The sequence below is a fragment of the Streptomyces antioxidans genome (assembly GCF_000968685.2).
Lineage (GTDB): Bacteria > Actinomycetota > Actinomycetes > Streptomycetales > Streptomycetaceae > Streptomyces > Streptomyces antioxidans.
The window spans coordinates 1-23,323 of record NZ_LAKD02000122.1 but is presented as its reverse complement, the minus strand read 5'-3'; the positions used below and the strand labels follow the sequence as shown (position 1 = coordinate 23,323).

The 23,323-nt window shown below is 72.1% G+C and carries 20 protein-coding genes and 1 pseudogene; 7 read left to right on the top strand and 14 right to left on the bottom strand.

All coding sequences use genetic code 11. From position 1 onward, the window contains the following. Positions 1-107: 107 nt before the first annotated feature. Together mycP and eccB are read right to left on the bottom strand one after the other, a co-directional pair. On the bottom strand, positions 108-1,355 hold the full coding sequence (gene mycP / locus VT50_RS35115; RefSeq protein WP_240529434.1) for a type VII secretion-associated serine protease mycosin: 1,248 nt from the start codon (positions 1,353-1,355) through the stop codon (positions 108-110). 17 nt (positions 1,356-1,372) lie between these two features. Further along, complete coding sequence (gene eccB / locus VT50_RS35110; RefSeq protein ID WP_046090315.1) at positions 1,373-2,944, bottom strand: type VII secretion protein EccB; 1,572 nt, start codon at positions 2,942-2,944, stop codon at positions 1,373-1,375. Between the two features lie 172 nt (positions 2,945-3,116). Between eccB and eccE the strand changes: the two genes are divergently transcribed. From eccE to VT50_RS41505, 3 genes and pseudogenes are all read left to right on the top strand, one after another. After that, positions 3,117-4,364: a type VII secretion protein EccE gene (eccE, locus tag VT50_RS35105; protein ID WP_078841004.1), complete on the top strand. Its 1,248-nt coding sequence runs from the start codon at positions 3,117-3,119 to the stop codon at positions 4,362-4,364. A 92-nt stretch (positions 4,365-4,456) separates the two neighbouring features. Next, positions 4,457-5,212, top strand: coding sequence for a hypothetical protein (locus tag VT50_RS35100; RefSeq protein ID WP_240529433.1), 756 nt, complete (start codon positions 4,457-4,459; stop codon positions 5,210-5,212). Positions 5,213-5,481: 269 nt separating this feature from the next. Further along, a pseudogene (locus VT50_RS41505) lies at positions 5,482-5,559 on the top strand (SCO5717 family growth-regulating ATPase); the annotation flags it as partial. 20 nt (positions 5,560-5,579) lie between these two features. Here VT50_RS41505 and VT50_RS41500 read toward each other — a convergent pair. Then, positions 5,580-5,909, bottom strand: a complete 330-nt coding sequence (locus tag VT50_RS41500; RefSeq protein WP_046090317.1) for a hypothetical protein — start codon at positions 5,907-5,909, stop codon at positions 5,580-5,582. 145 nt (positions 5,910-6,054) lie between these two features. Between VT50_RS41500 and VT50_RS35095 the strand changes: the two genes are divergently transcribed. After that, positions 6,055-8,877 (top strand): MinD/ParA family ATP-binding protein, encoded by a 2,823-nt coding sequence (locus tag VT50_RS35095; protein WP_240529432.1) that lies wholly within the window; start codon positions 6,055-6,057, stop codon positions 8,875-8,877. 90 nt (positions 8,878-8,967) lie between these two features. Here VT50_RS35095 and VT50_RS35090 read toward each other — a convergent pair whose 3' ends face one another. The 8 genes from VT50_RS35090 to rimP all read right to left on the bottom strand — a co-directional run bounded on the left by VT50_RS35090 (position 8,968) and on the right by rimP (position 17,289). Next, entirely contained in the window at positions 8,968-9,921 is a 954-nt protein-coding gene (locus tag VT50_RS35090) for a bifunctional riboflavin kinase/FAD synthetase (RefSeq protein WP_046090318.1), read from the bottom strand. 191 nt (positions 9,922-10,112) lie between these two features. After that, positions 10,113-11,051, bottom strand: a complete 939-nt coding sequence (gene truB / locus VT50_RS35085; RefSeq protein WP_046090319.1) for a tRNA pseudouridine(55) synthase TruB — start codon at positions 11,049-11,051, stop codon at positions 10,113-10,115. Then, positions 11,048-11,518 (bottom strand): 30S ribosome-binding factor RbfA, encoded by a 471-nt coding sequence (rbfA, locus tag VT50_RS35080; protein WP_046090320.1) that lies wholly within the window; start codon positions 11,516-11,518, stop codon positions 11,048-11,050. Before rbfA ends, truB begins: the two co-directional genes overlap by 4 nt. Before the next feature lie 147 nt (positions 11,519-11,665). Continuing rightward, entirely contained in the window at positions 11,666-11,962 is a 297-nt protein-coding gene (locus VT50_RS35075) for a DUF503 domain-containing protein (RefSeq protein WP_046090321.1), read from the bottom strand. Positions 11,963-12,086: 124 nt separating this feature from the next. Further along, positions 12,087-15,233: a translation initiation factor IF-2 gene (infB, locus tag VT50_RS35070; protein WP_046090322.1), complete on the bottom strand. Its 3,147-nt coding sequence runs from the start codon at positions 15,231-15,233 to the stop codon at positions 12,087-12,089. A 152-nt stretch (positions 15,234-15,385) separates the two neighbouring features. Next, positions 15,386-15,673 (bottom strand): YlxR family protein, encoded by a 288-nt coding sequence (locus tag VT50_RS35065; protein ID WP_075200564.1) that lies wholly within the window; start codon positions 15,671-15,673, stop codon positions 15,386-15,388. 96 nt (positions 15,674-15,769) lie between these two features. Continuing rightward, positions 15,770-16,762 carry a transcription termination factor NusA gene (gene nusA / locus VT50_RS35060; RefSeq protein WP_046090323.1) on the bottom strand — a complete coding sequence of 331 codons (993 nt, stop codon included), beginning with the start codon at positions 16,760-16,762 and terminating at the stop codon, positions 15,770-15,772. A 2-nt stretch (positions 16,763-16,764) separates the two neighbouring features. Then, complete coding sequence (gene rimP, locus VT50_RS35055) at positions 16,765-17,289, bottom strand: ribosome maturation factor RimP (protein WP_046090324.1); 525 nt, start codon at positions 17,287-17,289, stop codon at positions 16,765-16,767. A gap of 317 nt (positions 17,290-17,606) precedes the next feature. On the opposite strand from rimP, the gene VT50_RS35050 reads away from it, so the two are divergent. From VT50_RS35050 to VT50_RS35040, 3 genes are read left to right on the top strand one after another with little or no spacing between them, the layout of a single operon-like run. Beyond that, on the top strand, positions 17,607-18,119 hold the full coding sequence (locus tag VT50_RS35050; RefSeq protein WP_046090325.1) for a hypothetical protein: 513 nt from the start codon (positions 17,607-17,609) through the stop codon (positions 18,117-18,119). Between the two features lie 33 nt (positions 18,120-18,152). Further along, positions 18,153-18,656, top strand: coding sequence for a ferritin-like domain-containing protein (locus tag VT50_RS35045; RefSeq protein ID WP_046090326.1), 504 nt, complete (start codon positions 18,153-18,155; stop codon positions 18,654-18,656). A gap of 31 nt (positions 18,657-18,687) precedes the next feature. Continuing rightward, a complete protein-coding gene (locus VT50_RS35040) occupies positions 18,688-19,629 on the top strand; it encodes an aminoglycoside phosphotransferase family protein (protein WP_046090327.1) in 942 nt (313 codons plus the stop codon). Positions 19,630-19,731: 102 nt separating this feature from the next. On the opposite strand, the gene VT50_RS35035 is transcribed toward VT50_RS35040, so the two are convergent. The 3 genes from VT50_RS35035 to VT50_RS35025 form a co-directional block, all read right to left on the bottom strand. After that, on the bottom strand, positions 19,732-21,447 hold the full coding sequence (locus VT50_RS35035) for a proline--tRNA ligase (RefSeq protein WP_046090328.1): 1,716 nt from the start codon (positions 21,445-21,447) through the stop codon (positions 19,732-19,734). Between the two features lie 79 nt (positions 21,448-21,526). Further along, positions 21,527-22,096 carry a GNAT family N-acetyltransferase gene (locus VT50_RS35030; RefSeq protein ID WP_046090329.1) on the bottom strand — a complete coding sequence of 190 codons (570 nt, stop codon included), beginning with the start codon at positions 22,094-22,096 and terminating at the stop codon, positions 21,527-21,529. 25 nt (positions 22,097-22,121) lie between these two features. After that, a complete protein-coding gene (locus tag VT50_RS35025; protein ID WP_046090330.1) occupies positions 22,122-22,967 on the bottom strand; it encodes a GNAT family N-acetyltransferase in 846 nt (281 codons plus the stop codon). Positions 22,968-23,323: the final 356 nt, after the last annotated feature.

Sequence of the window (23,323 nt, the reverse complement as noted above, 5' to 3'; positions counted from 1 at the left end):
CTAGTCAGCATCCCCGTGTGCATGACCAACAAATATCCGGTTGTTACATGGATGGGACGCCAGAGACGGCCGGGTAACGACATGGCGTCAAGCACCGCCGACGCCCCTCATGTGTCACGCCGGCGACGCCAGTCACGCAGCACGACCGCACCGCCCGCGGTGAGGCCCACGACCACCGCGCCCATGCCCAGGGCGTATGTGGCCAGCCGGGTACGACGCTCCTGCGGGGTCTCGCCCAGGGTGAGGTGCCCGGGCTCGGGCTTCGGGACGTTCGCCGCCGAGCCGGTGTCCGTCGTGGGGCGCTCGATCTTCTCGTCATCGTCGGTGAGGGCCTTCACCGGATCGACTACACCCCAACCGATGAACCGATCACGGCCGTTGACGCCACGCTCCGCGGTCTGCTCGATCTGGGCGATGACCTCCTGCCGCGACCAGTCGGGGTGCTTCGCGCGGATCAGGGCCGCCACTCCGGCCACATACGGGGCGGCGAAGCTGGTGCCGTTGTCCACGCACTGCCCGCCCTTGGGCACGGTGGAGACCATGTCCACGCCGGGTGCCGCGACGCCGACGAAGTCGCCGCTCTGCGAGAAGTACGCCCGCTCGTTGTTGCGGTCGGAGGCCGCGACGGCGAGGACACCGCCGTAGGACGCGGGGTAGGTACGCTTGGACTCACCCTTCGCGCCGTCGTTGCCCGCGGCCGCGACCACGACCACGTCGTGCTGGACCGCGTAGGCGGTCGCCTGCTCCAGATCGCTCTGCGGGAGGCCCCCCTTGGTGTCCTGAGAGATGTTGATCACCCGGGCACCCTCGTGCACCGCCTTCCTGATGGCCTGTGCCATCTTCTCCGGCGTGCCCTTGCCCTCGGCGTTGTTCTGCTTGAGGGGAATGATCGTCGCCTCGGGGGCCAGACCCACGAAGCCGGTGCCCTGGCGCGGGCGGGCCGCGATGATGCCGGCGACCTTGGTGCCGTGCCCGACTTCATCGACCGTCGGATCCGCGGCGAGTTTCCGTTCGTCCTTGGAGGCGTCCTTGGCCGGGGGCAGGAAGTTCCCCCCGCTCCCCTTGTCGACGGCCGTCTTCAGCTGGATGTTGGTGTCATCGACACCGGTGTCGATGACGGCGACCCGTATCGGCTTACCGTTCTTCTCCTTGCCCTTGGTGTCCTCCCAGAGGCGGTCGAACACCAACCGCTGCAGCGACCAGGGCGTTCCCTTGATCTGCTTCTTCATCGGGAACGTGCACTCACCGTTGCCGTCCAGCGAGAGCGCGGCGGCGGACGGTCCGGCGCCGACGCCTGTGGCGGCGGTGAGACACGCCAGTGTCACCGCCGACGACAGGGCGGCCATGCGGCTCATGCGCGGGTGCTCCATGCTCACGAACCCTGCGGCTGTCGTGCGCTGTTGGTGTCCAGACGCGGCCCGACCGGCAGGAACTGGGACCAGTTGAGGGGGACCGGCACCGGCTTCACATCTCCGTACCCCAGCCTGACCTGCGCCTTGTTCGCGGTTGTCTGCCCGCCGGACTCCGCGTCCTGCTGAGCGGAGGAGCCGGAACCGTCAGCGCCGATCTTCGACTTGCCCGAGCTGCCGTCGTTGTTGGCCTGCACCTGGTAGCGCAGACCGGTGTCGGTGACGAGGAAGACCTGGCCGGTGCTGGTCGCCCTCCCCTGGAACTGGCGGTAGAAGAGGCCGGTCCCCGGCGTGACATACGCGCTGGTGGCACCGTCCACGATGGTCGCGGGGTAGTCCCGGCCCGCCCAGGTCTCGAGGGCGGGAGTGCCATTGTCGGCCACGTTCCTGAGGATGTTGCACACGGTGTCCCTGGCCCCGCTTCCGCCCTCGGTGGAATTCACCTGGTGCGGGGACTCGGAGGGCCAGGTGGTGTCCCCCGCGAACACCGTGGAGTCGGAGACGAAGTCCTGGGGGTTGACCTGCATCGGCTTGCCGAGCTGATTGAGCCCGGCCAACTGCTCACTGCTCAGGAGCAGTTCGGCGGTGAAGTCGGAGACCGGCTGCACCTTTCCCTGCACCACGACATAGTGCTGGACGCCGCCACCTGTCTGCGCCTGGAGCACCATGCCCACCTTGTTGGCCTTGTCCGGCAGGGTGTCGACCCCGGCTGCGGTGTTCGGCTGGCCCGGCACCCTCGGGAACTCCACAGGTGTGCCGTCCTTCAGGGTGTCCAGCCAGTCTTCGGTCACCTGCTGGGGCTTGGCCCCCTCCGAGAAGAGCGTCCGCAGCAGCTGGTTGTACTGGCCGGCGGACATGCTCTCCTCGCCCTTGGGGCCGCCGAGCAGGTACTTGGTACCGGACGGGTCGACGAGATAGCGGCCCGACTTCCCCTGGACGTACAGCGCCTGGCTGCCGCGCAGTCGCTGCGAGCCCTCGACCTTGGACGCCTCACGGTCGGCGAGGATGAAGACCGCCTTCTGCGCGGTCTTGTCCTCTCCGCCGCCCGGCTGCTCGCAGACCACCCAGCGCTTCTGCTCGACGGCATCGTCCGCCGAGGGCATGCGGTCCGGGGCGTACGGAATTCCGATCGTGGGTCCGCGCGGAATGTCGCCGTTGTCGAGCTGCGACTCCTTCACCCGAACGATGTCCGATTTGTTCTGGTCCAGCAGGAGCTTCGCCGAGGCGAGGTTGAGGACCGGGTGCAGCTGCTTCTTCCCACCGGTCTTGAGAATCACATACCGGGTCGTCGAGTCGCTGCCGACGATGATGTGGGACGCGGTGTTGTCCCATCCCTTCGGCGCGGACGGCCGGATCATTCCCCATGCGCCGAATCCGGCAAGGATCAGCGCCCCGACGATCACACCCGGGAGGAACGCGCGCAGCGGACGTGGCGCACCGTCGTCCATGACGGTGGGCGAGGGCTGCACGAACGAGGCAACCATCCGTTTCTTCGCAAAGGTGTAGGCATTGAGCTCGTCCCGCCGCGATGCCATGTCTCGTCCGCTTCTCCCCGTGTGATGGTGCAGTACGTACGCTCGGTCGCCGTAGGGAGATTACTCATCCACTCGGCTCACCCGACACCCGAGCCACCCTTCACGCGCCTTTCCGATACCGTAAACACACAATCGGCCAGACCAACATCAGGACAAGCGGGGGGTCTCCGGGATGAGCTCTGCCACCCATGTGCGTGCCGCCGTGCCGCGGCAGCCCTCACGGACGGCGAGCCTGGGCCCCGTGCGGCTGTACCAGCTCGTGCTCATCGAGGTGGCCGCCGCGATCCTCGTGGTCGCCTGGACGGTCAACTCACTGCTGATGGTGCCCGCAGGGATCATCGCCCTCGCGCTTGTGCTGCTCGCGGTGTTGCGGCGCAGGCAGCAGCCGTTCGTCGACTGGCTCGTCACCATCAGCGCGTTGCGCACCCGTCAGAAGCAGGCCAGTGGGTCGGTCCCGGCCGGAATCGACCCGTCGCTCGCGCCCACTGTCGAATGCGATCCGGCGCTGCGCACCTACGCGTATGTGGCTCGGGACCGCCGCGAGATCGGGATGATCGGCGACGGTTCATTCCTCACGGCGGTGCTCCAGGTCCAGTCGACCGATGCTCCACTGCGGCCGATGCGCACCAAGCGACCACTTCCGCTGTCGCTGCTGCAGGACGCGCTGGACGTGGACGGCATTCAGCTGGAGTCGGTGCAGGTGGTGCAACACTCACAGACCGCGCCCGCACCGCATCTGCCCGAACAGGCCGCGGCAGCGCGCAGTTACGCCCCGCTCCAGGAGCAGGCCGGAGCCCCCGCCGTCCGGCTGACCTGGGTGGCGCTCAAGCTGAATCCCGAGCTGTGTCCGGAGGCCATACGGGCGCGCGGCGGTGGCCAGGAGGGTGCTCAGCGGTCCCTGCTGCGCGCGGTTGACCAGCTGGCCAGTCGGCTGACCGGCGCCGGATTCTCGGCGCGACCGCTGGCCGAGGGTGAACTCACCACGGCCCTCGCCACCTCGGCGTGTGTCAACCCGCATGCGACGACCCAGGCGGGGCGTGCGAGCACACCTACCCGCCGGACGCTGGAGACCTCGCGCGCCTGGCGCTGCGACGACCGGTGGCACACCACCTACTGGGTGGGGCGCTGGCCGCAGATGGGTCCGGAATCGGTGCCCTTGCCACAGCTCGTGGCGCTGCTGACTTCCATGCCCGCTCTCGCGTCCACCTTCAGCCTGACCCTGACGCATGACGACGGCAGCCGTAACGCCTCCTCGGTCACCGGGCACATCAGGGTCACCGGACGCAGCGACACCGATCTGATCACCGCCCGCAAGGCGTTGGAGCGCGCCGCGCGGGGGGTACGGGTCGGGCTGGTACGTCTCGACCGCGAGCAGTTGCCCGGTGTACTCGCGACGCTCCCGCTGGGAGGCACCCGCTGATGGCCACGTCCGCCTTCTCCCCCGCCGCCTCTCCCTCCGGTCATGGAGCCGATCCGGATTCCGCCCCCGGAGCGGGTCTGGGATCCGGTCCCATGATTTCCGGTGCCGGTGCCCCCGGGATGGCCGGTGACCCGAACTCGGCGCGCAGGACGCGCCCCGGTTTCGGGCTCATCGGGCCCCGGCGCGGACGGCAAACACTGCCCCTGGAGGAAGTGGAGGCGCTGGCGCTGCCCATCGGCGACGACGGCGTCATCATCGGCGTGGACGAGCAGAACCAGCCCGCCATCCTTGGCTTCAACCGGCCCGAGCCGTTCGACGTGGTCCTCGTCGGCGGTCTGTGGACCGCGCAGGTGCTGGCCTTCCGGGCGGCGGCCACCGGCGCCCGCATCGCCGTCGAGACCGGTCGACCGCATCTGTGGACCAACTTGGTGCAGGTCGCGGGCGGCGGACAGCAGTGCATGACCATCTTCGACGTGGGCCGTGTGCCGCCGCAAGGGCCTTCGGTCGGCAGTCCCGTTCTCGTCGTCCGGGACTGCGGCATGCGCCCGCCACGGGGCCGGGTCTCCGCGTTGCCCTGGCAGTCGGTGCTGACCCTGCTGCCCTATCTCAGCCCGGTCGCGCCGCGGCTGCTCGAGCACGCCGGGCTGGTCGGCATCCAGCGCGTTTCGCCGGACGAGGCCGTGGAAATAGGCCGCGTCATGGGCCTTCCGCAAGCCGACGTCGCCGCGCTGTCCACCCTCCCCGACTGGGTCACCCTCTGGTGTACACGTACCGGTCGGCAGTTCGTCACCGTGCAGGCAACGGATGCCGAGACGGGGCTGCTGGGATCTCCGCGTCGGGTGGACTGATCCGGGTCAAACGCTTCAGGGTCGGTCCGTCGTTGATCGACACCGCTCGAGAGCGGTCCACATCGTGTCGTGGACCGCTTCGGGTGGCGGATGGGCCTGCCCCCGCGGCGGTCATGGTGATTAGTCTTGGGGTACCCGGTGGAGCGCCCCGTTCAGGGGTCCCCGGCGTCACAAAAGGGGAAAGCCGAACGGTCGGACGACAGTAGCGATCGGCAACAGATCGGCCTCGCCAAGAATTTCAAGGGTGTTCGACCACACCAGGAGGCATTGTGAGCAGCGATCGGGACGAGATCCGCACGGGCGGAAACACACCCGGCGATGATCGGTCCGACGCGGAGACCGAGCACACGGGCGAGTTCACCATCGACTACACCCCACCCGCCTGGTACACGCAGAACGCTTCGTCGTCGTCCTCGCCGTCCTCCACGGCGCCCGCGTCGACCGGGGGTTCCGGAGGAGCCGGGACGGGCGCCGGGCCGGGGATGCCGGGGCCGCCGCCCCCGCCGCCGACCGGCAGTCCGGTGGTGCCGGGTGCGCCGGAGCCGGGCGGTTTTCCGGGTGCCTGGCCGTCGCCGGTCCCGGCGCCCGCCTCCGATGTCGCGTCGGACGCCTCCGAGGCGGAGGAGGTCCCCGGGCGGAGAGAGGACGAGGGGCGGTCGGATCCGGAGAGCAGAGAGTCCGACTCGGGCAGTCGCATGTCGCCTTTGTCTGACTCTGGGCCGGATGTGATCGGTGCCGCGCCCGCGGGTGACAGTGTGGCGGGTGGCGGCGATTCGGGTGGCGGCGTTTCGGACAGCGCTGAGCCCGAATCCTCCTATGAGTCTTCCGCTCCGGCTTCCGATGTGGAGGCCGAGGGTTCCGCGGCGGCTTCCGCTTCCTCTTCCTCTTCCGCTTCCGCTTCCGTCGATGACGACTTCGCGCTGGCGCCCGCCGCCGCTTCGGGCGACGACGACGCCTTCCGGGCGGACTCCTCGGAGTACGCCTCCGAGGCGGACTCCGACGAGGGCGAGAACGGCGATCTGGGCAGCCCCTCCACCGTACGGTTCTCCACCGCCGCGCTGCGGCGCGAGATCGCCGAGAGGCGGAGTGAGGATCCCGGCGCCGAGGGCGATGAGTCCGGTTCTGGGGTGGATGAGTCCGGCTCTGGGGTCGGTCAGTCCGGTTCCGGTTCTTCTGGTTCTGGGGCTGGATTTGTCTCCGGTGGGGAATCTGGGGCCTCGGACCCGGACGACCGCACCGACGACGATGTGCGCAGTGAGGGCACGCTTCGCTTCTCCACGGCCGCGTTGCGGCGGGAGATGGAGGAATTGAGGCAGGCGAGCGCCGAGCCCCAGGACGCGGTCCCCGACGACGCCGTTCCGGGCGACGCCGTTCCCGCGGACGCCGTGCCGCCGAGCGCGCCGTCGCCCGAACAGCCCGCCGCCAGCTGGGCCCCGCCGCCCGTTCCGCAGTCGGGGCTGCCGCCTCTGCCGCCGGACTTCCAGCCCGCGGCGCCCGAGGGCGCCGCACCGGCTCCGGGTCCCGCTCCGGTTCCGGAGCAGCGGACGGACGGGCCCCCCGCGCCGGGGGCCGGGGTGCCGCTCCCGCCGCAGGACACCTCCTGGGCGCCGCCCCCGCCGCAGGGTCAGCCCGCCGCCGGGCCGGGGCCGCAGGGCGGATACGGCTATCCGCGTCCCGGTGAGGGCGCTCACGGTGCGATCCCCGGCCAGCCCGGTCCGGCTCCGCTGCCGGATCAGGCCCCTGGGGCGCAGCCTCCTGCGGCCAACGTGCCCGGCCCGCAGGGCGGTTACCAGCAGCCCGGCCCGGGCGCGCCGGGTCCCGGTCCGCAGGGTGCCCCGGCTCCGCAGGGGCCCCACTACGGCTATCCGCAACCGGGTGCCCAGCCCGCGCCCGGTCCGGGTGTTCCGGGCGGTCCAGCGCAGGGCCAGGGGCCGACGCCCGTCCCGGGCGGCTACGGCTTCCCGCAGCCGCCCGCCCCGGACCAGCAGGGCCAGGGCCCGTACCAGCAGCCCCCCGCACAGCCCTATCCCGCGCCCCAGCCGGGGCAGGCCGAGCACCCCGGACACCCCGGCCAGCCCGGACAGCCGACGTATCCGGGCCAGCCCGGTCAGCCTCAGCCTGCCCAGCCGGGTCAGCCCGGTCAGCCTGCCCAACCCGGACCGTACGCGCCGAACGCCCCCGGCCAGGGTCAGCCGTTCCCCGGGCAGCAGGGGCCGGGCGGCGCGCAGGGCGGGTACGGCTTCCCCCGGCCCGGCGACGGCGTTCCCGGGCCCGGGCCCGCCCCCGGACCACAGGCGCAGCCGCAGCCACAGCCGCAGGACGGCTACGGCTATCCGCGCCCGGACGCCCAGGCCGCCCCGGCGGCCCCGGCGGCTCCGGCGGCCCCGACCGACCCCCGTACCGGCGGCTGGCCGACCGTGACGCCCGACCAGCGGCGGCAGGCCGGAGGCGCGGGGGCGCCGCTCGGGTACACCGCCGCGGTCGAGCTCTCCTCGGACCGGCTGATCAAGGGCAAGCAGAAGCCGAAGAAGAACGCCCCGGGCCCCTCCCGCTTCAAGCTCGGCGGCAAGAAGGAGGAGGCGGAGCGGCAGCGCAAGCTGGAGCTGATCCGCACTCCGGTGCTCTCCTGCTACCGCATCGCGGTGATCAGCCTCAAGGGCGGTGTCGGCAAGACCACGACGACCACCGCACTCGGCTCGACCCTGGCCATCGAGCGCCAGGACAAGGTCATCGCGATCGACGCCAACCCGGACGCGGGCACCCTCGGCCGACGGGTCCGCCGGGAGACCGGTGCGACCATTCGCGACCTGGTGACGGCGATCCCGTACCTCAACAGCTATATGGACATCCGGCGGTTCACCTCACAGGCGCCGTCGGGGCTGGAGATCCTCGCCAACGACGTGGACCCGGCGGTCTCCACGACGTTCAACGACGACGACTACCGCCGCGTCATCGACGTCCTGGGCAAGCAGTACCCGATCATCCTCACCGACTCGGGCACGGGCCTGCTCTACAGCGCCATGCGCGGCGTACTCGACCTCGCCGACCAGTTGATCATCATCTCCACGCCCTCGGTCGATGGCGCGAGCAGCGCCAGCACCACCCTGGACTGGCTGTCCGCGCACGGCTACGCGGATCTGGTCTCGCGGAGCATCACGGTGATCTCCGGGGTCCGGGAGACCGGCAAGATGATCAAGGTCGAGGACATCGTGTCGCACTTCGAGACCCGCTGCCGCGGGGTGATCGTGGTGCCGTTCGACGAGCATCTGTCGGCGGGCGCCGAGGTGGATCTGGAGATGATGCGGCCCAAGACCCGCGAGGCGTACTTCAACCTCTCGGCCATGGTCGCGGAGGACTTCACCCGCGCCCAGCAGGAGCAGGGCCTGTGGACCGGTGACGGCGGCGCCCAGCCGCCGCAGATGGCCCCGCCGATGCCCGGACAGGCCCAACAGCAACAGCCCTACCCGGGCGCCTACGCGCCCCAGCAGGGGCAGCAGCCGCAGTACCCCGGGTACCCCCAGCAAGGCGGCCAGCAGGGCTGGCAGCAGTCCTACGGACAGGGGCAGCAGCCACAGCCCGGACAGCCGTGGCAGCAGGCGCCGGGCCAGCCAGGGCAGCCCGCGCAACCGGGGCAGCCCTGGCAGCAGCAGCCCCCGCAGCAGTAGCGAGGCGAGGGAGCAAGCGGAGCGCCCCGTGGGCCGGATCACCGGCCCACGGGGCGCTTTCGCACGTTCACCCGTTCACCACGCGGCGCCTCAGCGGCTCCCGTGCTCCTCCACGAGCTCCCGGGCCCGCTTCACATCGGCCGCCATGCGCTCAAGCAGCGCCTCGATCGAGTCGAACTTCTCCTGGCCCCGCAGATAGGCGAGGAAGTCGACCTCGACATGGAGTCCGTACAGATCCAGTCCGACCCGGTCGATCGCATACGCCTCGACCGTCCGCTCGGTCCCGTCGAACTGCGGATTGGTGCCGACCGAGATCGCAGCGGGCATCGCCTCGCCCCGCGCCGTCAGCCAGCCCGCGTAGACGCCGTCGGCCGGGATCGCGGTGTGCGGCGGGGTCTCCAGGTTAGCCGTTGGAAAGCCCAGCTCACGGCCGCGCTGCGCACCGCGCACCACCACGCCCTCGACCCGGTGCGGCCGGCCGAGGACCTCCATCGCGCCCGTGACATCGCCCTCCGCGACCAGGCGGCGCGCCAGCGTGGAGGAGAACGGCTCGCCGCCGCCCGCCGCGCCGCGCTCGTACAGGTCGATGACCTCGACCTCGTAGTCGTAGGTGGTGCCGAGCTCGCGCAGGAAGGCCACGTTCCCGGCGGCCTTATGGCCGAAGCGGAAGTTGGGGCCCTCCACCACGACCCGGGCGTGCAACTTGTCCACCAGCACCTTCACCACGAAGTCGGCGGGGGTGAGCCGCGAGAACTCCGCCGTGAACGGCAGGATCAGCACCGCGTCCACGCCCAGCCCGGCCATCAGCTCCGCGCGACGCTGGTGGGTGGCGAGCACCGGGGGATGGCTGCCGGGGCGCACGACCTCGCTCGGATGCGGGTCGAAGGTGACCACGACCGCCGGTACGCCCAGCTCACGCGCCCGTGCCACGGCACGGCCGATGATCAGCTGGTGCCCTCGGTGCACCCCGTCGTAGGAACCGATGGTGACGACGCTGCGCCCCCAGTCCTCGGGGATGTCCTCCAAGCCACGCCAGCGCTGCACTTTGCCCGCTCCTCGCCCGAACCTTTGTCTGTCGACTTCGCAGGTCTAAGACTGCCATGCCCCGGGCGCCCACCTCGCATCGGTGGCCGCCTCGAGCGCCCGGACCGGCCGGGAAGCCACGGTAGGCGGCCGGTCCCGGCGCGTGCAACGCGGCCCGGATTCGGCACACGGCGTCAACCGCGTCAGCCGCGTCATACGAAGACGGCCAGGCTCTTCGCCTTGCCCTTCGACTCCTCCACCAGGGCCAGAAAGCGCCCCTCCGGGCCGAAGACCGCGACCGGACCCGGCCCCGTACCCGTGGCCCCCGCCCCCGTCTCCCCCGGCGGCATGTCGATCCGCACCCCGTTGCCCAGCAGCCGGGCCTGGCGCTCGTCCACGTCCCAGCGCGGGAACGCGGCGGCCGCCGCCTCCGCGATGGGCAGGATCTCCAGCGACTCCTCCAGCCGTTCCAGCGTCCTGGCCGCCTCCAGCCCGTACGGACCGACCCGGATCCTGCGCAGGGCCGTGAGATGGCCGCCCACACCGAGCCCGGCGCCCAGGTCGCGCGCCAGGGCCCGGATGTAGGTGCCGGAGGAGCACACCACCGTGACGTCCAGGTCGAGGACGGTGGTGCCGTCCTCCGCCTTGGCCTCGCGGCGGTCGTGGAGGGCGAAGGAGGAGACGGTCACCGGCCGCGCCGGAATCGCGAACTCCTCGCCCTCCCGCGCCCGTGCGTAGGAGCGCTTGCCGTCGATCTTGATGGCGCTGACCTTCGAGGGGACCTGCTGGATGTTCCCGGTCAGCTCCTCGATCCCGGCCCGGACGGCGCCCAGGTCGACCCCGGCGGCGCCCTCCGAGGCGGTGATCTCGCCCTCCGCGTCATCGGTGACCGTGGTCTGCCCGAGCCGGATGGTGGCCCGGTACTCCTTCTCGGTCAGCGCCAGATGCCCCAGCAGCCGGGTGGCCTTCTCCACGCCGATCACGAGCACGCCCGTGGCCATCGGGTCCAGCGTCCCGGCGTGGCCGACCCGCCGGGTGCCGGCGAAGCGGCGCATCCTGGCGACGACGTCGTGCGAGGTGAAACCGGCCGGTTTGTCGACGATCACCAGGCCGTCCGGCGCCCCGGAACCGGCCCTGCCGTTGCGCGTCATGCGTCCGCTGAACCCTTGCCGTCCGTGCCGGGCTCCCCGTCGTCCTCCTGGTCGGGCTTGCGGTACGGGTCGGCGTCGCCCGCGTAGCTGGCGCCCGAGGACGCCTCGCGCACCTGGGCGTCCGCCTCCCTGGCCTTGGCGAGCAGATCGTCGATGGTGCGGGCGTTCTCCGGCAGCGCGTCCGGGACGAACGTCAGGGTCGGGGTGAAGCGCACCCCCGTCTGGCGCCCGACCTCCGACCGCAGCACGCCCTTGGCGCTCTCCAGGGCCGCGGCGGAGGCCGCCCGCTCCTCGTCGTCGCCGAAGACCGTGTAGAAGACGGTCGCCTCCCGCAGATCACCGGTGATCCGGGTGTCGGTGATGGTCACATAGCCCAGCCGCGGGTCCTTGATCCGCCGCTGCAGGGTCTCCGCGACCACGACCCGGATGCGGTCCGCCAGTTTGCGTGCCCGCGCGGTGTCGCTCATGCGTCTTCTTCTCTCTTCTCCGCGTACGTTTCTCCGCGTACGTTCTTCGCGTCGGTTGTCGCGTCGGCATTGGCGTCAGGTCTCGCGCCAGCCTTCGCGTCGGCCATCGATGGCCACCGGCGGCTCGCTACCGCCGGTCCGGCCCCCTCATTCATCATCGCCACCGTGGAACCGCCGTCGCACCGACAGCAGCTCCACCTCCGGCCGCGCCGCCACCAGCCGCTCGCAGCGGTCGAGCACCTCCCTGAGGTGGCCCGCGTCCCCGGAGACCATCGCGAGGGCGATCTGGGCCCTGCGGTAGAGGTCCTGGTCACCGACCTCCGCCGCGCTCACCGCGAATTTGCGGTGCAGCTCGGCGACGATCGGGCGGACGACGGAGCGCTTCTCCTTCAACGACCGTACGTCGCCGAGAAGCAGGTCAAAGGACAACGTCCCTACATACATGCGGTCCGGGTCAAGCCACCCGTGGGGCCTTTGTGATTGCGGGCTTCTCGCACCGTACACGCAAGGGCCGGGGCCGATCGACGGAAATTCCTCCGCCGATCGGCCCCGGCTGGTCAGCCGTGCGTCAGCCGCGCGGCTTCTCGCGCATCTCGTACGTCGCGATGACGTCGTCGACCTTGATGTCGTTGTAGCTGCCGAGGTTGATACCGCCCTCGAAGCCCTCGCGAATCTCGGTGACGTCGTCCTTGAAGCGACGCAGACCCTCGATGTTGAGGTTCTCCGCCACGACCTTGCCGTCGCGGATGAGGCGGGCCTTGGTGTTCCGCCGGACCTCGCCGGAGCGGATGAGCACACCCGCGATGTTGCCCAGCTTGGACGAGCGGAAGATCTCGCGGATCTCCGCCGTACCGAGCTCGACCTCTTCGTACTCCGGCTTGAGCATGCCCTTCAGGGCCGCCTCGATCTCCTCGATCACCTGGTAGATGACCGAGTAGTAGCGGACGTCCACGCCCTCGCGCTCGGCCATCTGCGTGGCACGCCCGTCGGCGCGCACATTGAAGCCGATGACGATGGCGTCGGAGCCCGTCGCCAGGTCGATGTCGGTCTCGGTGACCGCACCCACACCGCGGTGCAGCACCCGCAGGTCCACCTCTTCGCCGACGTCGAGCTGGAGCAGCGAGGACTCGAGGGCCTCCACCGAACCGGACGCGTCGCCCTTGATGATGAGGTTGAGCTGCTGGACCTGACCGGCCTTGAGCACCTTGTCCAGGTCCTCCAGGGAGACCCTGCGGGTGCGCTTGGCGAACGCCGCGTTCCGCTCGCGGGCGGCGCGCTTCTCGGCGATCTGGCGGGCGGTGCGGTCCTCGTCCACGACGAGGAAGTTGTCACCCGCGCCGGGCACGTTGGTCAGGCCGAGCACCAGGACCGGGGTCGCCGGGCCCGCCTCCGTCACGTTGTTCCCGTTGTCGTCGAGCATCGCCCGGACGCGGCCGTACGCGTCGCCGACGACCATCGTGTCGCCGACCCGCAGGGTGCCGCGCTGGACCAGCACGGTGGCCACGGCGCCGCGGCCGCGGTCGAGGTGGGCCTCGATCGCGATGCCCTGTGCGTCCTGCTCCGAGTTGGCCCGCAGGTCGAGCGAGGCGTCGGCGGTGAGGACGACGGCCTCCAGCAGGCTGTCGATGTTCAGACCCTGCTTGGCGGAGATGTCGACGAACATGGTGTCGCCGCCGTACTCCTCGGCCACCAGGCCGTACTCGGTCAGCTGACCGCGCACCTTGGTCGGGTCGGCGCCCTCGACGTCGATCTTGTTGACCGCGACCACGATCGGCACATCGGCCGCCTTGGCGTGGTTCAGCGCCTCGATCGTCTGGGGCATCACACCGTCGTTGGCCGCCACCACGAGGATCGCGATGTCGGTCGACTTGGCACCGCGGGCACGCATGGCGGTGAACGCCTCGTGACCCGGGGTGTCAATGAAGGTGATCTTGCGCTCTTCGTCGTTGACCTCGGTCGAGACCTGGTAGGCACCGATGTGCTGGGTGATGCCGCCGGCCTCGCCCGCGACCACGTTGGTCTTGCGGATCGCGTCAAGCAGCCGGGTCTTACCGTGGTCGACGTGACCCATGACGGTCACCACCGGCGGACGCGCGGAGAGCATCTCCTCGCCGCCCTCGTCCTCGCCGAACTCGATGTCGAAGGACTCGAGGAGCTCGCGGTCCTCCTCCTCCGGGCTGACGATCTCGACGTTGTAGTTCATCTCGTCGGCGAGCAGCTGAAGCGTCTCGTCGGAGACGGACTGGGTCGCGGTGACCATCTCGCCCAGGTTGAACATCACCTGGACCAGGGACGCCGGGTTGGCGTTGATCTTCTCCGCGAAGTCGGTCAGCGAGGCGCCCCGCGACAGCCGGACCGTCTGGCCGTTGCCGCGCGGCAGCATCACACCGCCGATGGACGGGGCCTGCATGGCCTCGTACTCCTGGCGCCGCTGCCGCTTCGACTTACGGCCACGGCGCGCCGGACCGCCGGGACGGCCGAAGGCGCCCTGGGTGCCACCGCGGCCACCGGGACCGCCGGGGCGGCCGCCGAAGCCGGGACGGCCACCGCCGCCGCCGAAGCCGCCACCGCCGCCGGGACCACCCGGACGGCCGGCGAAACCGCCGCCGCCACCGGGACGACCGCCACCACCGCCGGGACGGCCGGCGAAGCCGCCGCCGCCACCGGGACGACCGCCGCCGCCACCGCCGGGACGACCGCCGCCACCGGGACCGCGACCGCCACCACCGCCGCCGGGGCCCGGCCGCGGGCCCGCGGCCGGACGCTGCGGCATCATGCCCGGGTTCGGACGCGCGCCACCGGGACCCGGACGCGGGCCGCCGCCCTGGGCGCCCTGCGGACGGGGCATCTGCCCCGGAGTGGGACGGGGACCGCCGGGACCGCCCTGGCCACGGCCCGGACCGCCCTGGCCGCCGCCCTGCGGACGGGGACCGCCGCCGGGCTGGCCGCCGGGGCGCGGGGCGCCGCCGGGGCGGGGTGCCTGCGGGCGTGCCATACCGGTGGAACCACCGGAGGTGAAGGGGTTGTTACCGGGACGGGGACCGGCCGGACGGGGACCGCCCGGACGCGGACGCTCCTGACCCGGACGCGGGGCGCCACGGCCGCCCTGGCCCTGGCCCCCCTGACCCTGGCCACCCTGGCCACCCTGACCGCCCTGGCCCTGACCGCCCTGGCCCTGACCGCCCTGACGGCCGCCGGGGCGCGGACCGGGAGTGGCACCCGGCTTGGCGGGCGCGCCCGGCTTGGCCGCGGCGGGCTTGGGCGCGGGGGTCGGCGGCGCGGTGAACTCGGGCTGCGCCGGAGCCGCCGGCGCGGGGCCCGGCTTGGGGCCGGGGCTCGGACGGGCACCCGGCGTGGGACGCGGACCCGGAGTGGGCGCCGCGGCGGGGGTGCCGCGCTGGCCCTCGGGGGCAGCACTCGGCTTGGTGGGGCCGGGCGCCGGGGGCTTGGGGGCGGCCGGACGGGCCGCCGCCGCCGGACCCGGGGTCGGGGTCGGCGGCTTGGGCGTCGCCTTGCGCGGCGCCGAGGGCTTGCCGGAGGCACGGCCGGAGCCGTTGCCACCCTGGAAAGCGTCAGTCAACTTGCGCACGACCGGCGCCTCGATCGTCGAGGACGCCGAACGTACGAATTCACCGAGTTCCTGGAGCTTGGCCATGACGACCTTGCTCTCAACTCCGAACTCCTTGGCGAGTTCGTATACCCGGACCTTAGCCACTTCGCTCCTTTTAGGTCCGGGTTGTCGCCGGACCGTCGCTACTTCATGGGCGTACTCATCGCGTACTCATCGAGTGCTCATCGCAATCTCGACCTACTTCCGACTCGCGAGGTACCTGACCGCACGGTGTCCCGTGCCGTTCTTTCAACTACTCAGGGTGTCGCCTGTTCACCCCGCTCGACAAACCGGCGGAGCGCCGTGGTGTCGAGCGCTCCCGGCCCCCTGAAGGCCCGGGAAAAGGCCCGGCGGCGAACCGCCAGGTCAAGGCAGACCCGTGTGGGGTGAACATAAGCACCCCGACCGGGGAGCGTACCGCGCCGGTCGGGGACACAAACACCCTCGACCAGCACAATGCGCAGCAGATCGATCTTGGCCGCCCGATCCCGGCATCCCACACAGGTTCTCTCAGGGCAGGCACCAGCTCGCGTGCGGCCAGACACTGGTTAAGTCTACCTCCCCGTACCGACCTCACCCCTTGGGGGGAGTGATCGAACCGTCACTCGATTTAGCCCGGATCCCGGGGGATCCGACCGGAATCAGCCTTGATCACCCGACTGCTCGGTGTCCGGCCGGATGTCGATCCGCCAGCCGGTCAGCCGCGCCGCCAGCCGGGCGTTCTGCCCCTCCTTGCCGATGGCGAGCGACAGCTGGTAGTCGGGCACGGTGACCCGGGCCGAGCGGGCCGCCAGGTCGACCACCTCGACCTTGCTCACCCGCGCGGGTGACAGCGCGTTCGCCACCAGCTCAGCGGGGTCGTCCGACCAGTCGACGATGTCGATCTTCTCGCCGTGCAGCTCGGCCATCACGCTGCGGACCCGTCCGCCCATCGGGCCGATGCACGCCCCCTTGGCGTTCAGCCCGGCACGGGTGGACCGGACCGCGATCTTGGTGCGGTGGCCCGCCTCGCGGGCGATCGCCGCGATCTCCACCGAACCGTCCGCGATCTCCGGCACCTCGAGCGCGAACAACTTCTTGACCAGATTGGGATGCGTACGCGAAAGGGTCACCGACGGTCCGCGCACGCCCTTGACGACGCGTACGACGTACGTGCGCAGCCGGGTGCCATGGGCGTAGTCCTCGCCCGGGACCTGCTCCTGCACCGGCAGGATCGCCTCCAGCCGGCCGATGTCCACCAGCACGTTCTTGGGGTCCTTGCCCTGCTGGACGACACCGGCGACGACATCGCCCTCCCGCCCCGCGTACTCGCCGAAGGTGATCTCCTCCTCGGCGTCCCGCAGCCGCTGCAGGATGACCTGCTTCGCGGTCATCGCGGCGATCCGGCCGAAACCGGACGGGGTGTCGTCGAACTCCTGGGGCTCCTGCCCCTCCGCCAGGTCCTCGTCGTCCTCGCGGGCCCACACGGTCACATGGCCGGTGTCGCGGTTGAGCTCCACCCGGGCCCGGCGGCGACTTCCCTCGGTGCGGTGATAGGCGATGAGGAGGGCCGATTCGATCGCCTCGACCAGCAGGTCGAAGGAGATCTCCTTCTCTCGCACCAGACCCCGCAGGGCACTCATGTCGATGTCCACGGCTACGCCTCCTCTTTGCTCTCGTCGCCGTCGCCCGCGGTCGTGTCCGCGGGCTTGCGGTTGAACTCGATCTCCACCCGGGCCTTGGAGATCTCCTCGAAGGCCAGCCGCCTGGCAGTGGGCTTGCGCCCCTTCACACCGGGAACTTCCAGATCGAGACCCTCGTCGTCCACCGAGACGATCCGGGCCACCAGCTCGCCGCCGTCGCCGAGGCGCGCCCGCATGAGGCGGCCGGTGGCACGGCGGTAGTGGCGCGGCTCGGTCAGGGGGCGCTCGGCGCCGGGAGAGGTGACCTCGAGGACGTACGGGGTCTGGCCCATGGCGTCCGTGTCGTCGAGGGTCTTGGAGATGTCCCGGCTCAGCTCCGCACACGTGTCCAGCTGCACGCCGTCGTCGGAGTCCACGACCACTCTCAGCACGCGCCGCCGCCCGGCCGGGGTCACCTCGACCTCTTCCAGATCCAGGTCCCGCGCGCTGACGAGCGGTTCCAGCAGTCCGCGCAGCCTCTCGCTCTGGGTGGTGCTCATCCGGGTGACTCCTCGGCCGCGTGTGCTGTTGTGGGAAGGTCGCGTGTCAGGTCAAAGCCTATCCGTTCCGGCCGCGGGCTGACGATTCGGTGGCCGCTGCCGGGCAGACGGGCTCGGCGCGGGTACGCTCGCCTGCTGTGATCACTACCGGCGGCCGGGAGCGGCCGCAGCCCGGAAAGAGGAACGTGTCGATCACCACTCCCCCGCCCCGTGCCACCACCGCGCCTGCCGCGTCCGCGGTGCCTTCGGCGTCTGCCGTCTCTGCCGCGTCCGCCGGCACTCCGGCGTCCGCCGGCTCTTCGGACCGCACCGCCCCGGTGACCCGGCGGCGGAGTCTGCTGCTGGGCGGCGGGGCGCTGGGGGCCGTCGCGCTGCTGAGCGGCTGCTCCGACGAGCCCGAGTCCCGGCGCGAGGCGGACGGCGGGGCGGACGTCGCGCTGTTGCGGGCGCGGGGCGCGCGGGACTCCACCGCGCTCCTCGCGCGCTACGACGCGACCGTGGACACGCATCCCGACCTCGCGGAACGGCTGGCGCCGCTGCGGGAGGAGACGGCCCGGCACGTCGCGGTCTTCACCGCCAAGGGCCGGTCCCCCTCCCCCTCCGCGACCGCGTCGCGCTCACCCTCGGCGGGCGGGCGGCGGATGCCGGAGGTCCCGAAGGACGAGAAGCGGGCCCTGGCCGCCCTCGCCCAGGCCGAGCGCCAGACCGCCGACACCCGCACCGCCGCGCTCGCCACCGCACCGCCCGAACTGGCCCGGCTGCTGGCCTCCGTCGCGGCCTGCGGCGCCGCCCACGTGTATCTCCTCACGCAGCGCGACACGGACTCGTGATCACGCTCGGGACCACCGGGAAGGGGTACTGACATGGCCGCTCGAGCAGACCGTCCGGCCGTCGGCGAACGCGCCGCGGCGCTCAGGGCCGCGCAGGCGGCGCTCGCCGCCGAGCACGCCGCGGTGTACGGCTACGGCGTCGTCGGCGGGCGGATCGGCGACGACCGGCTCGCGGAGGCGCGCGAGGGCTACGCCGCGCACCGCGCGCGCCGGGACGACCTCGCCCGCACCGTGCGCGACCTCGGCGGCCGCCCCACCAGCGCGGCGCCCGCCTACGCCCTGCCCTTCGCGGTGCCGGACGCGCCCGCCGCGGTGCGGCTCGCGGCCGAGCTGGAGAACCGGGTCGCCGCCGTCTACGCCGATCTCGTGCGCGCCTCGGCCGGATCGCTGCGCCGCCAGGCGGCGGGCGCGCTGCGGGAGGCGGCGGTCCGGGCGGTGCGCTGGCGGGGCGGCGGCGTAGCCTTCCCTGGGCTCACCGAACGCGCCGCGCCGGCCAGTCCGTCGGCGGCGCCGAGCGGTGGGTCGGACGGCGTGTGACGTCACTGACGGCGGAGGGGACGGCTCGGAGATGGCATCGGCACCACGGCCCGGCGGCGATACGGACCGCGTCACGGTGCCGAAGCGGCTTCTGGACGCGCTGAGCGACGACCCCACGAGCGCCGTGCGGAGCTGGCTGGACGCCCTCCCCGGGACGGCCGGGCGGCAGCTGGCGGCCTGGGAGCTGACCCTGGAGCGGGTCGCGGCACCCGGAGGGCGGCACGGGCTCGTGGCGCTCGTACGGCAGGCGGACGGCACTCCGGCGGCGCTGAAGTTCCCGGTCCCCGGCCCGGACGCGGACCGTGAGCGGGCCGCCCTCGCGCACTGGAACGGCTGGGGCGCGGCCCGGCTGCTGCGCGCCGACCCGGGCACCGGTGCGCTGCTGCTCGAGCGGCTGCACGGCGCGGTGTCGCTGCGCTCGCTGCCCGAGCCGAAGGCGTTGCTGGAGGCGGCGGGCACGGTGCGGCGGCTGTGGGTGCCGCCGCCCGAGGGGCATCCGTTCCCGTCGGTCACCGGGCGCACGGCGGAGGAGCGGGAGATCCTGCGGGTGCTCGGCGCCGGGGACTGGGCGGCGGACGCCCGCCCGCTCACCGACGAGGCGCTGGAGCTGCGGGCCGCGCTGCCCGCCGGGCCGCCCGAGGAGGTGCTGCTGCACGGCGCCTTCCGGCAGGGGAAGGTGCTGGCCGGGGAGCGCGCGCCCTGGCTCGCGGTGGGCCCGGCGCCGGTCGTGGGCGAGCGCGCGTACGACCTGGCGCGGCTGGTGCTCGACCGCTGCGAGGACCTGGCCGCGGGGCCCGGCCCGGCCGCGGCCGCGCGCCGCCGGGTGGCGAAGCTGGCGGATTCCCTGGAGGCCGACCGTGACCGGCTGCGCGGCTGGTCCCTCTGCCGCGCCGTCGAGACGGGCCTGCGCCACGCCGCCGCGGGCGACCACCGCCGCGCCGAGCTGCTGCTGGAGTTCGCGGGCTGGCTCTGAGGGGGCGCCCCGGCCCGGCCGGGTGCGGCTTTCGTCCCGTCGCCCACGGCGTGAGGGAGCAGCGGGGGGCGCGGGCTCCGCCCCCCGGCGCCGCCGCTGCCGTCAGTCGGTGGCGGTGAGGCGGGCGATGGCCTCGTCGATGGGAAGGTCCTCGCGCTCGCCCGTACGGCGGTCCTTCAGCTCGACGACGCCGTCCTTCGCGCCGCGGCCCACGACCAGGATGGTCGGGACGCCGATCAGCTCGGAGTCGGTGAACTTCACGCCCGGCGAGACACCGGCGCGGTCGTCGACCATGACGCGCAGGCCCGCCGTGCCCAGCCTCTCGGCGAGGTCGAGTGCCACCTCGGTCTGGAGGGCCTTGCCCGCCGCGACGATGTGGACGTCGGCCGGGGCGACCTCGCGGGGCCAGCAGAGGCCGGACTCGTCGTGGGTCTGCTCGGCGAGGGCGGCGACGGCGCGGGAGACTCCGACGCCGTACGAGCCCATCGTGACCCGCGCGGGCTTGCCGTTCTGGCCGAGCACATCGAGCTGGAAGGCGTCGGCGTACTTGCGGCCGAGCTGGAAGATGTGGCCGATCTCGATCGCCCGGTCCAGCTCGATGCCCGCACCGCAGCGGGGGCAGGGGTCGCCCGGCTCGACCACGACGACGTCCAGGTACTCGTCGACCTCGAAGTCACGGCCGCAGACCACGTCGCGCGCGTGGGTGTCGGGCTTGTTGGCGCCGGTGATCCAGGCGGTGCCGGGGGCGACGCGCGGGTCGGCGATGTAGCGGAAGGACTTGCCCGCCAGGCCCTGCGGGCCGACGTAGCCGCGCACCAGCTCGGGACGGCCCTCGAAGTCCTCGGCCGTGACGAGCTCGACGACGGCCGGGGCGAGGTGCTCGCCCAGCTTGCCCAGGTCCACCTCGCGGTCGCCGGGGACGCCCACCGCGGTGATCTCGCCGTCGACCTTGACCAGGAGGTTCTTCAGGGTGGCTGAGGCCGGGACGCCGAGGTGGCCGGCCAGCGACTCGATGGTCGGGGTGTCGGGGGTGTCCAGCTCCTCGACGGGGCCGTGCGCGGCGCCCTCGACCGGCGGCACGGTCACCGTGACGGCCTCGGTGTTCGCGGCGTAGTCGCAGTTCGGACAGTCGACGAAGGTGTCCTCACCGGCCTCCGCCGGGGCCAGGAACTCCTCGGAGGCCGAGCCGCCCATCGCGCCGGAGACCGCGGAGACGATGCGGTAGTCCAGGCCGAGGCGCTGGAAGATCCGCTGGTATGCCTCGCGGTGCAGCCGGTAGGACTCGGCAAGGCCCTCGTCGGTGGTGTCGAAGGAGTACGAGTCCTTCATCAGGAACTCGCGCCCGCGCAGCACACCGGAGCGGGGGCGGGCCTCGTCCCGGTACTTGGTCTGGATCTGGTAGAGCATGACCGGCAGGTCCTTGTACGACGTGCACTGGTCCTTGACCGTCAGGGCGAAGATCTCCTCATGGGTCGGGCCGAGGAGGTAGTCGGCGCCCTTGCGGTCCTTGATCCGGAAGAGCAGATCGCCGTACTCGTCCCAGCGGCCGCTCGTCTCGTAGGGCTCGCGGGGCAGCAGGGCGGGCAGCAGGACCTCCTGGGCGCCGATGGCGTCCATCTCCTCACGGACGATCCGCGAGACGTTCTCCAGGACCTTCTTGCCGATCGGCAGCCAGGTCCAGATGCCCGCGGCGGCGCGGCGGACGTACCCGGCGCGGACCAGCAGCTTGTGGCTGGCGGTCTCGGCGTCCGCCGGGTCTTCGCGCAGCGTCTTCAGCATCATCGTGGACATGCGCTGGACGTTGACGGCGTGGGCCATGGGGTCTCTCCTGCGTGCGATGGGATGGTCAGGAGGTTAGCCGCACCGGCTGGCTTCCCGGAAATGCGTAAGCGTCTCCCTAGCGGTGGCGCAGCGGCAGGAGGGCTCCCATCACGGCGTACGGGCTCGGGGCGCTCGGGAAGAGCACCGGGCGGGCGAGGTCGGCGTACCCCAGTGAGCGGTAGAGCGCGCGGGCCGGGCTCTCGGTGTCGATCGCGGACAGGATCGAGCGCGGCTCGTCGGCGCCGTCGGTGATGGTCGTGATCAGCTGCCGTCCGATGCCGCGGTGCTGGTACTGGGGGTGGACGTGGAGCTCGGTGATGACGAACGAGTCGTCCAGCCAGTCCTCGTGCCCGGCCGCGCGCAGATACGGCTGGACGACCGTGGACCACCAGTGGGTGCGGTTGTTGGGCATGCCGTAGACGAAGCCGACGAGCCGTCCGGAGGGCGTGGTCGCGCCGAGCGCGCGGGCGCCGGGGCTCTTGAGGTGGCGCAGCACGATATGGCGCCGTACGCCGACCTCCTCGTCCGTCAGCCCGAAGGCGACGGCCTGGACGCCGAGCGCTTCGTCCACGCGCGCGGCGAGGTCGAGCGGCCCGACGACGACGTCTTCGGGTTCCGGGGTCCGCCCCCCGGGGAGATGCAGCATGGGCGGCACCCTACTGGCCCGTCGATCAGAACAGCACACTCATGAACGCGCCGACCTCCCGGAAGCCGACCCGGCGGTACGCCGCCCGCGCCGCGATGTTGAAGTCGTTGACGTACAGGCTCACCACCGGGGCGACCTCGCTCAGCGCATAGCCCAGCACGGCCGCCATCCCGGTCTCGGACAGGCCGCGGCCGCGGTACTCGGGGGCCACCCACACGCCCTGGATCTGGCAGGCGTGCGGGGTGGCCGCGCCGATCTCGGCCTTGAACACCACCCGGCCGTCCTCGACCCGGGCGAAGGAGCGCCCGGCGGTGACGAGCTCGGCGACCCGCGCCTGGTAGAGCAGTCCGCCGTCGCCCGCGAGCGGGGAGACGCCGACCTCCTCGGTGAACATCGCCACGCACGCCGGCATGATGACGTCCATCTCGTCCTTGCGGACGCGGCGCACCAGCGGATCGGGCGGGACGCCGACGGGCATCGAGCTGGTGACCATCAGCGGCTGCCGGGCGCGGACCTCACGGGCCGGGCCCCAGCTGGGCTCCAGCAGGGACCACAGTCCGGCGGTGGTCTCGGCGGGGCCGACGATCGAGGAGCAGCGGCGGCCCGCCCGGCGGGCGCGTTCGGCGAAGCCGCGCACGGCCTCGGGGGTGGCGCAGATGGGTACGAGGTTGGCCCCGGCGTAGCAGAGCGACTCCAGCCGTCCGCCGGAGTACCAGCCCCACATCTCGCCGCCGAGCCGCCACGGGTCCAGGCCGGCGACCTGGACGCGGGCGGCCACGAAGGCGTTCGAGACGGGGTCGCGGTCGAGCACCGCAAGGGCCGCGTCGAGCTCATGGGGCTCGAGGACCCTGGTGGTGGACGTGGTCAGCACGTGTTGGTCTGCCTCACGTGGTGCGGGCCCGCGGGCCGGGGACGTCAATTGTCCAGACTCTACCGCGCAGGCCAGGGCGGCCCCTCACCGCCTTTTCGACGGCTCGGGTTCGCCTCCAACGGCACCGGGACGAGCCGAAGGGCGCCGTCGGACTTCCGGTCCCTTGGATCTTCCGGCCCAGGGCACCTCCCAGCGATAGCTGGGGGAGACTCTTGCGCCCCGGAGGCGAACCGAGCCTCAGAGAAATCAGCTGACAGAGACCTGGGGCTCGCCGGAGGCGGTGCCGTCCTTCTCCATCTGCTCGGCGATCTTCATGGCCTCGTCGATCAGGGTCTCCACGATCTTCGACTCCGGCA

What these genes read in the sequence shown, in the direction of transcription:
- eccE (WP_078841004.1), top strand. Translation starts at nt 3,117, where the DNA reads ATGAGCTCTGCCACCCATGTGCGTGCCGCCGTGCCGCGGCAGCCCTCA.
- eccB (WP_046090315.1), bottom strand. Translation starts at nt 2,944, where the DNA reads ATGGCATCGCGGCGGGACGAGCTCAATGCCTACACCTTTGCGAAGAAA.
- mycP (WP_240529434.1), bottom strand. Translation starts at nt 1,355, where the DNA reads ATGAGCCGCATGGCCGCCCTGTCGTCGGCGGTGACACTGGCGTGTCTC.
- VT50_RS41500 (WP_046090317.1), bottom strand. Translation starts at nt 5,909, where the DNA reads ATGCGACTGCCCGAGTCGGACTCTCTGCTCTCCGGATCCGACCGCCCC.
- VT50_RS35100 (WP_240529433.1), top strand. Translation starts at nt 4,457, where the DNA reads ATGATTTCCGGTGCCGGTGCCCCCGGGATGGCCGGTGACCCGAACTCG.
- VT50_RS35035 (WP_046090328.1), bottom strand. Translation starts at nt 21,447, where the DNA reads ATGGCCCACGCCGTCAACGTCCAGCGCATGTCCACGATGATGCTGAAG.
- truB (WP_046090319.1), bottom strand. Translation starts at nt 11,051, where the DNA reads ATGACGCGCAACGGCAGGGCCGGTTCCGGGGCGCCGGACGGCCTGGTG.
- VT50_RS35075 (WP_046090321.1), bottom strand. Translation starts at nt 11,962, where the DNA reads ATGTATGTAGGGACGTTGTCCTTTGACCTGCTTCTCGGCGACGTACGG.
- rimP (WP_046090324.1), bottom strand. Translation starts at nt 17,289, where the DNA reads ATGAGCACCACCCAGAGCGAGAGGCTGCGCGGACTGCTGGAACCGCTC.
- rbfA (WP_046090320.1), bottom strand. Translation starts at nt 11,518, where the DNA reads ATGAGCGACACCGCGCGGGCACGCAAACTGGCGGACCGCATCCGGGTC.
- VT50_RS35030 (WP_046090329.1), bottom strand. Translation starts at nt 22,096, where the DNA reads ATGCTGCATCTCCCCGGGGGGCGGACCCCGGAACCCGAAGACGTCGTC.
- VT50_RS35040 (WP_046090327.1), top strand. Translation starts at nt 18,688, where the DNA reads ATGGCATCGGCACCACGGCCCGGCGGCGATACGGACCGCGTCACGGTG.
- VT50_RS35045 (WP_046090326.1), top strand. Translation starts at nt 18,153, where the DNA reads ATGGCCGCTCGAGCAGACCGTCCGGCCGTCGGCGAACGCGCCGCGGCG.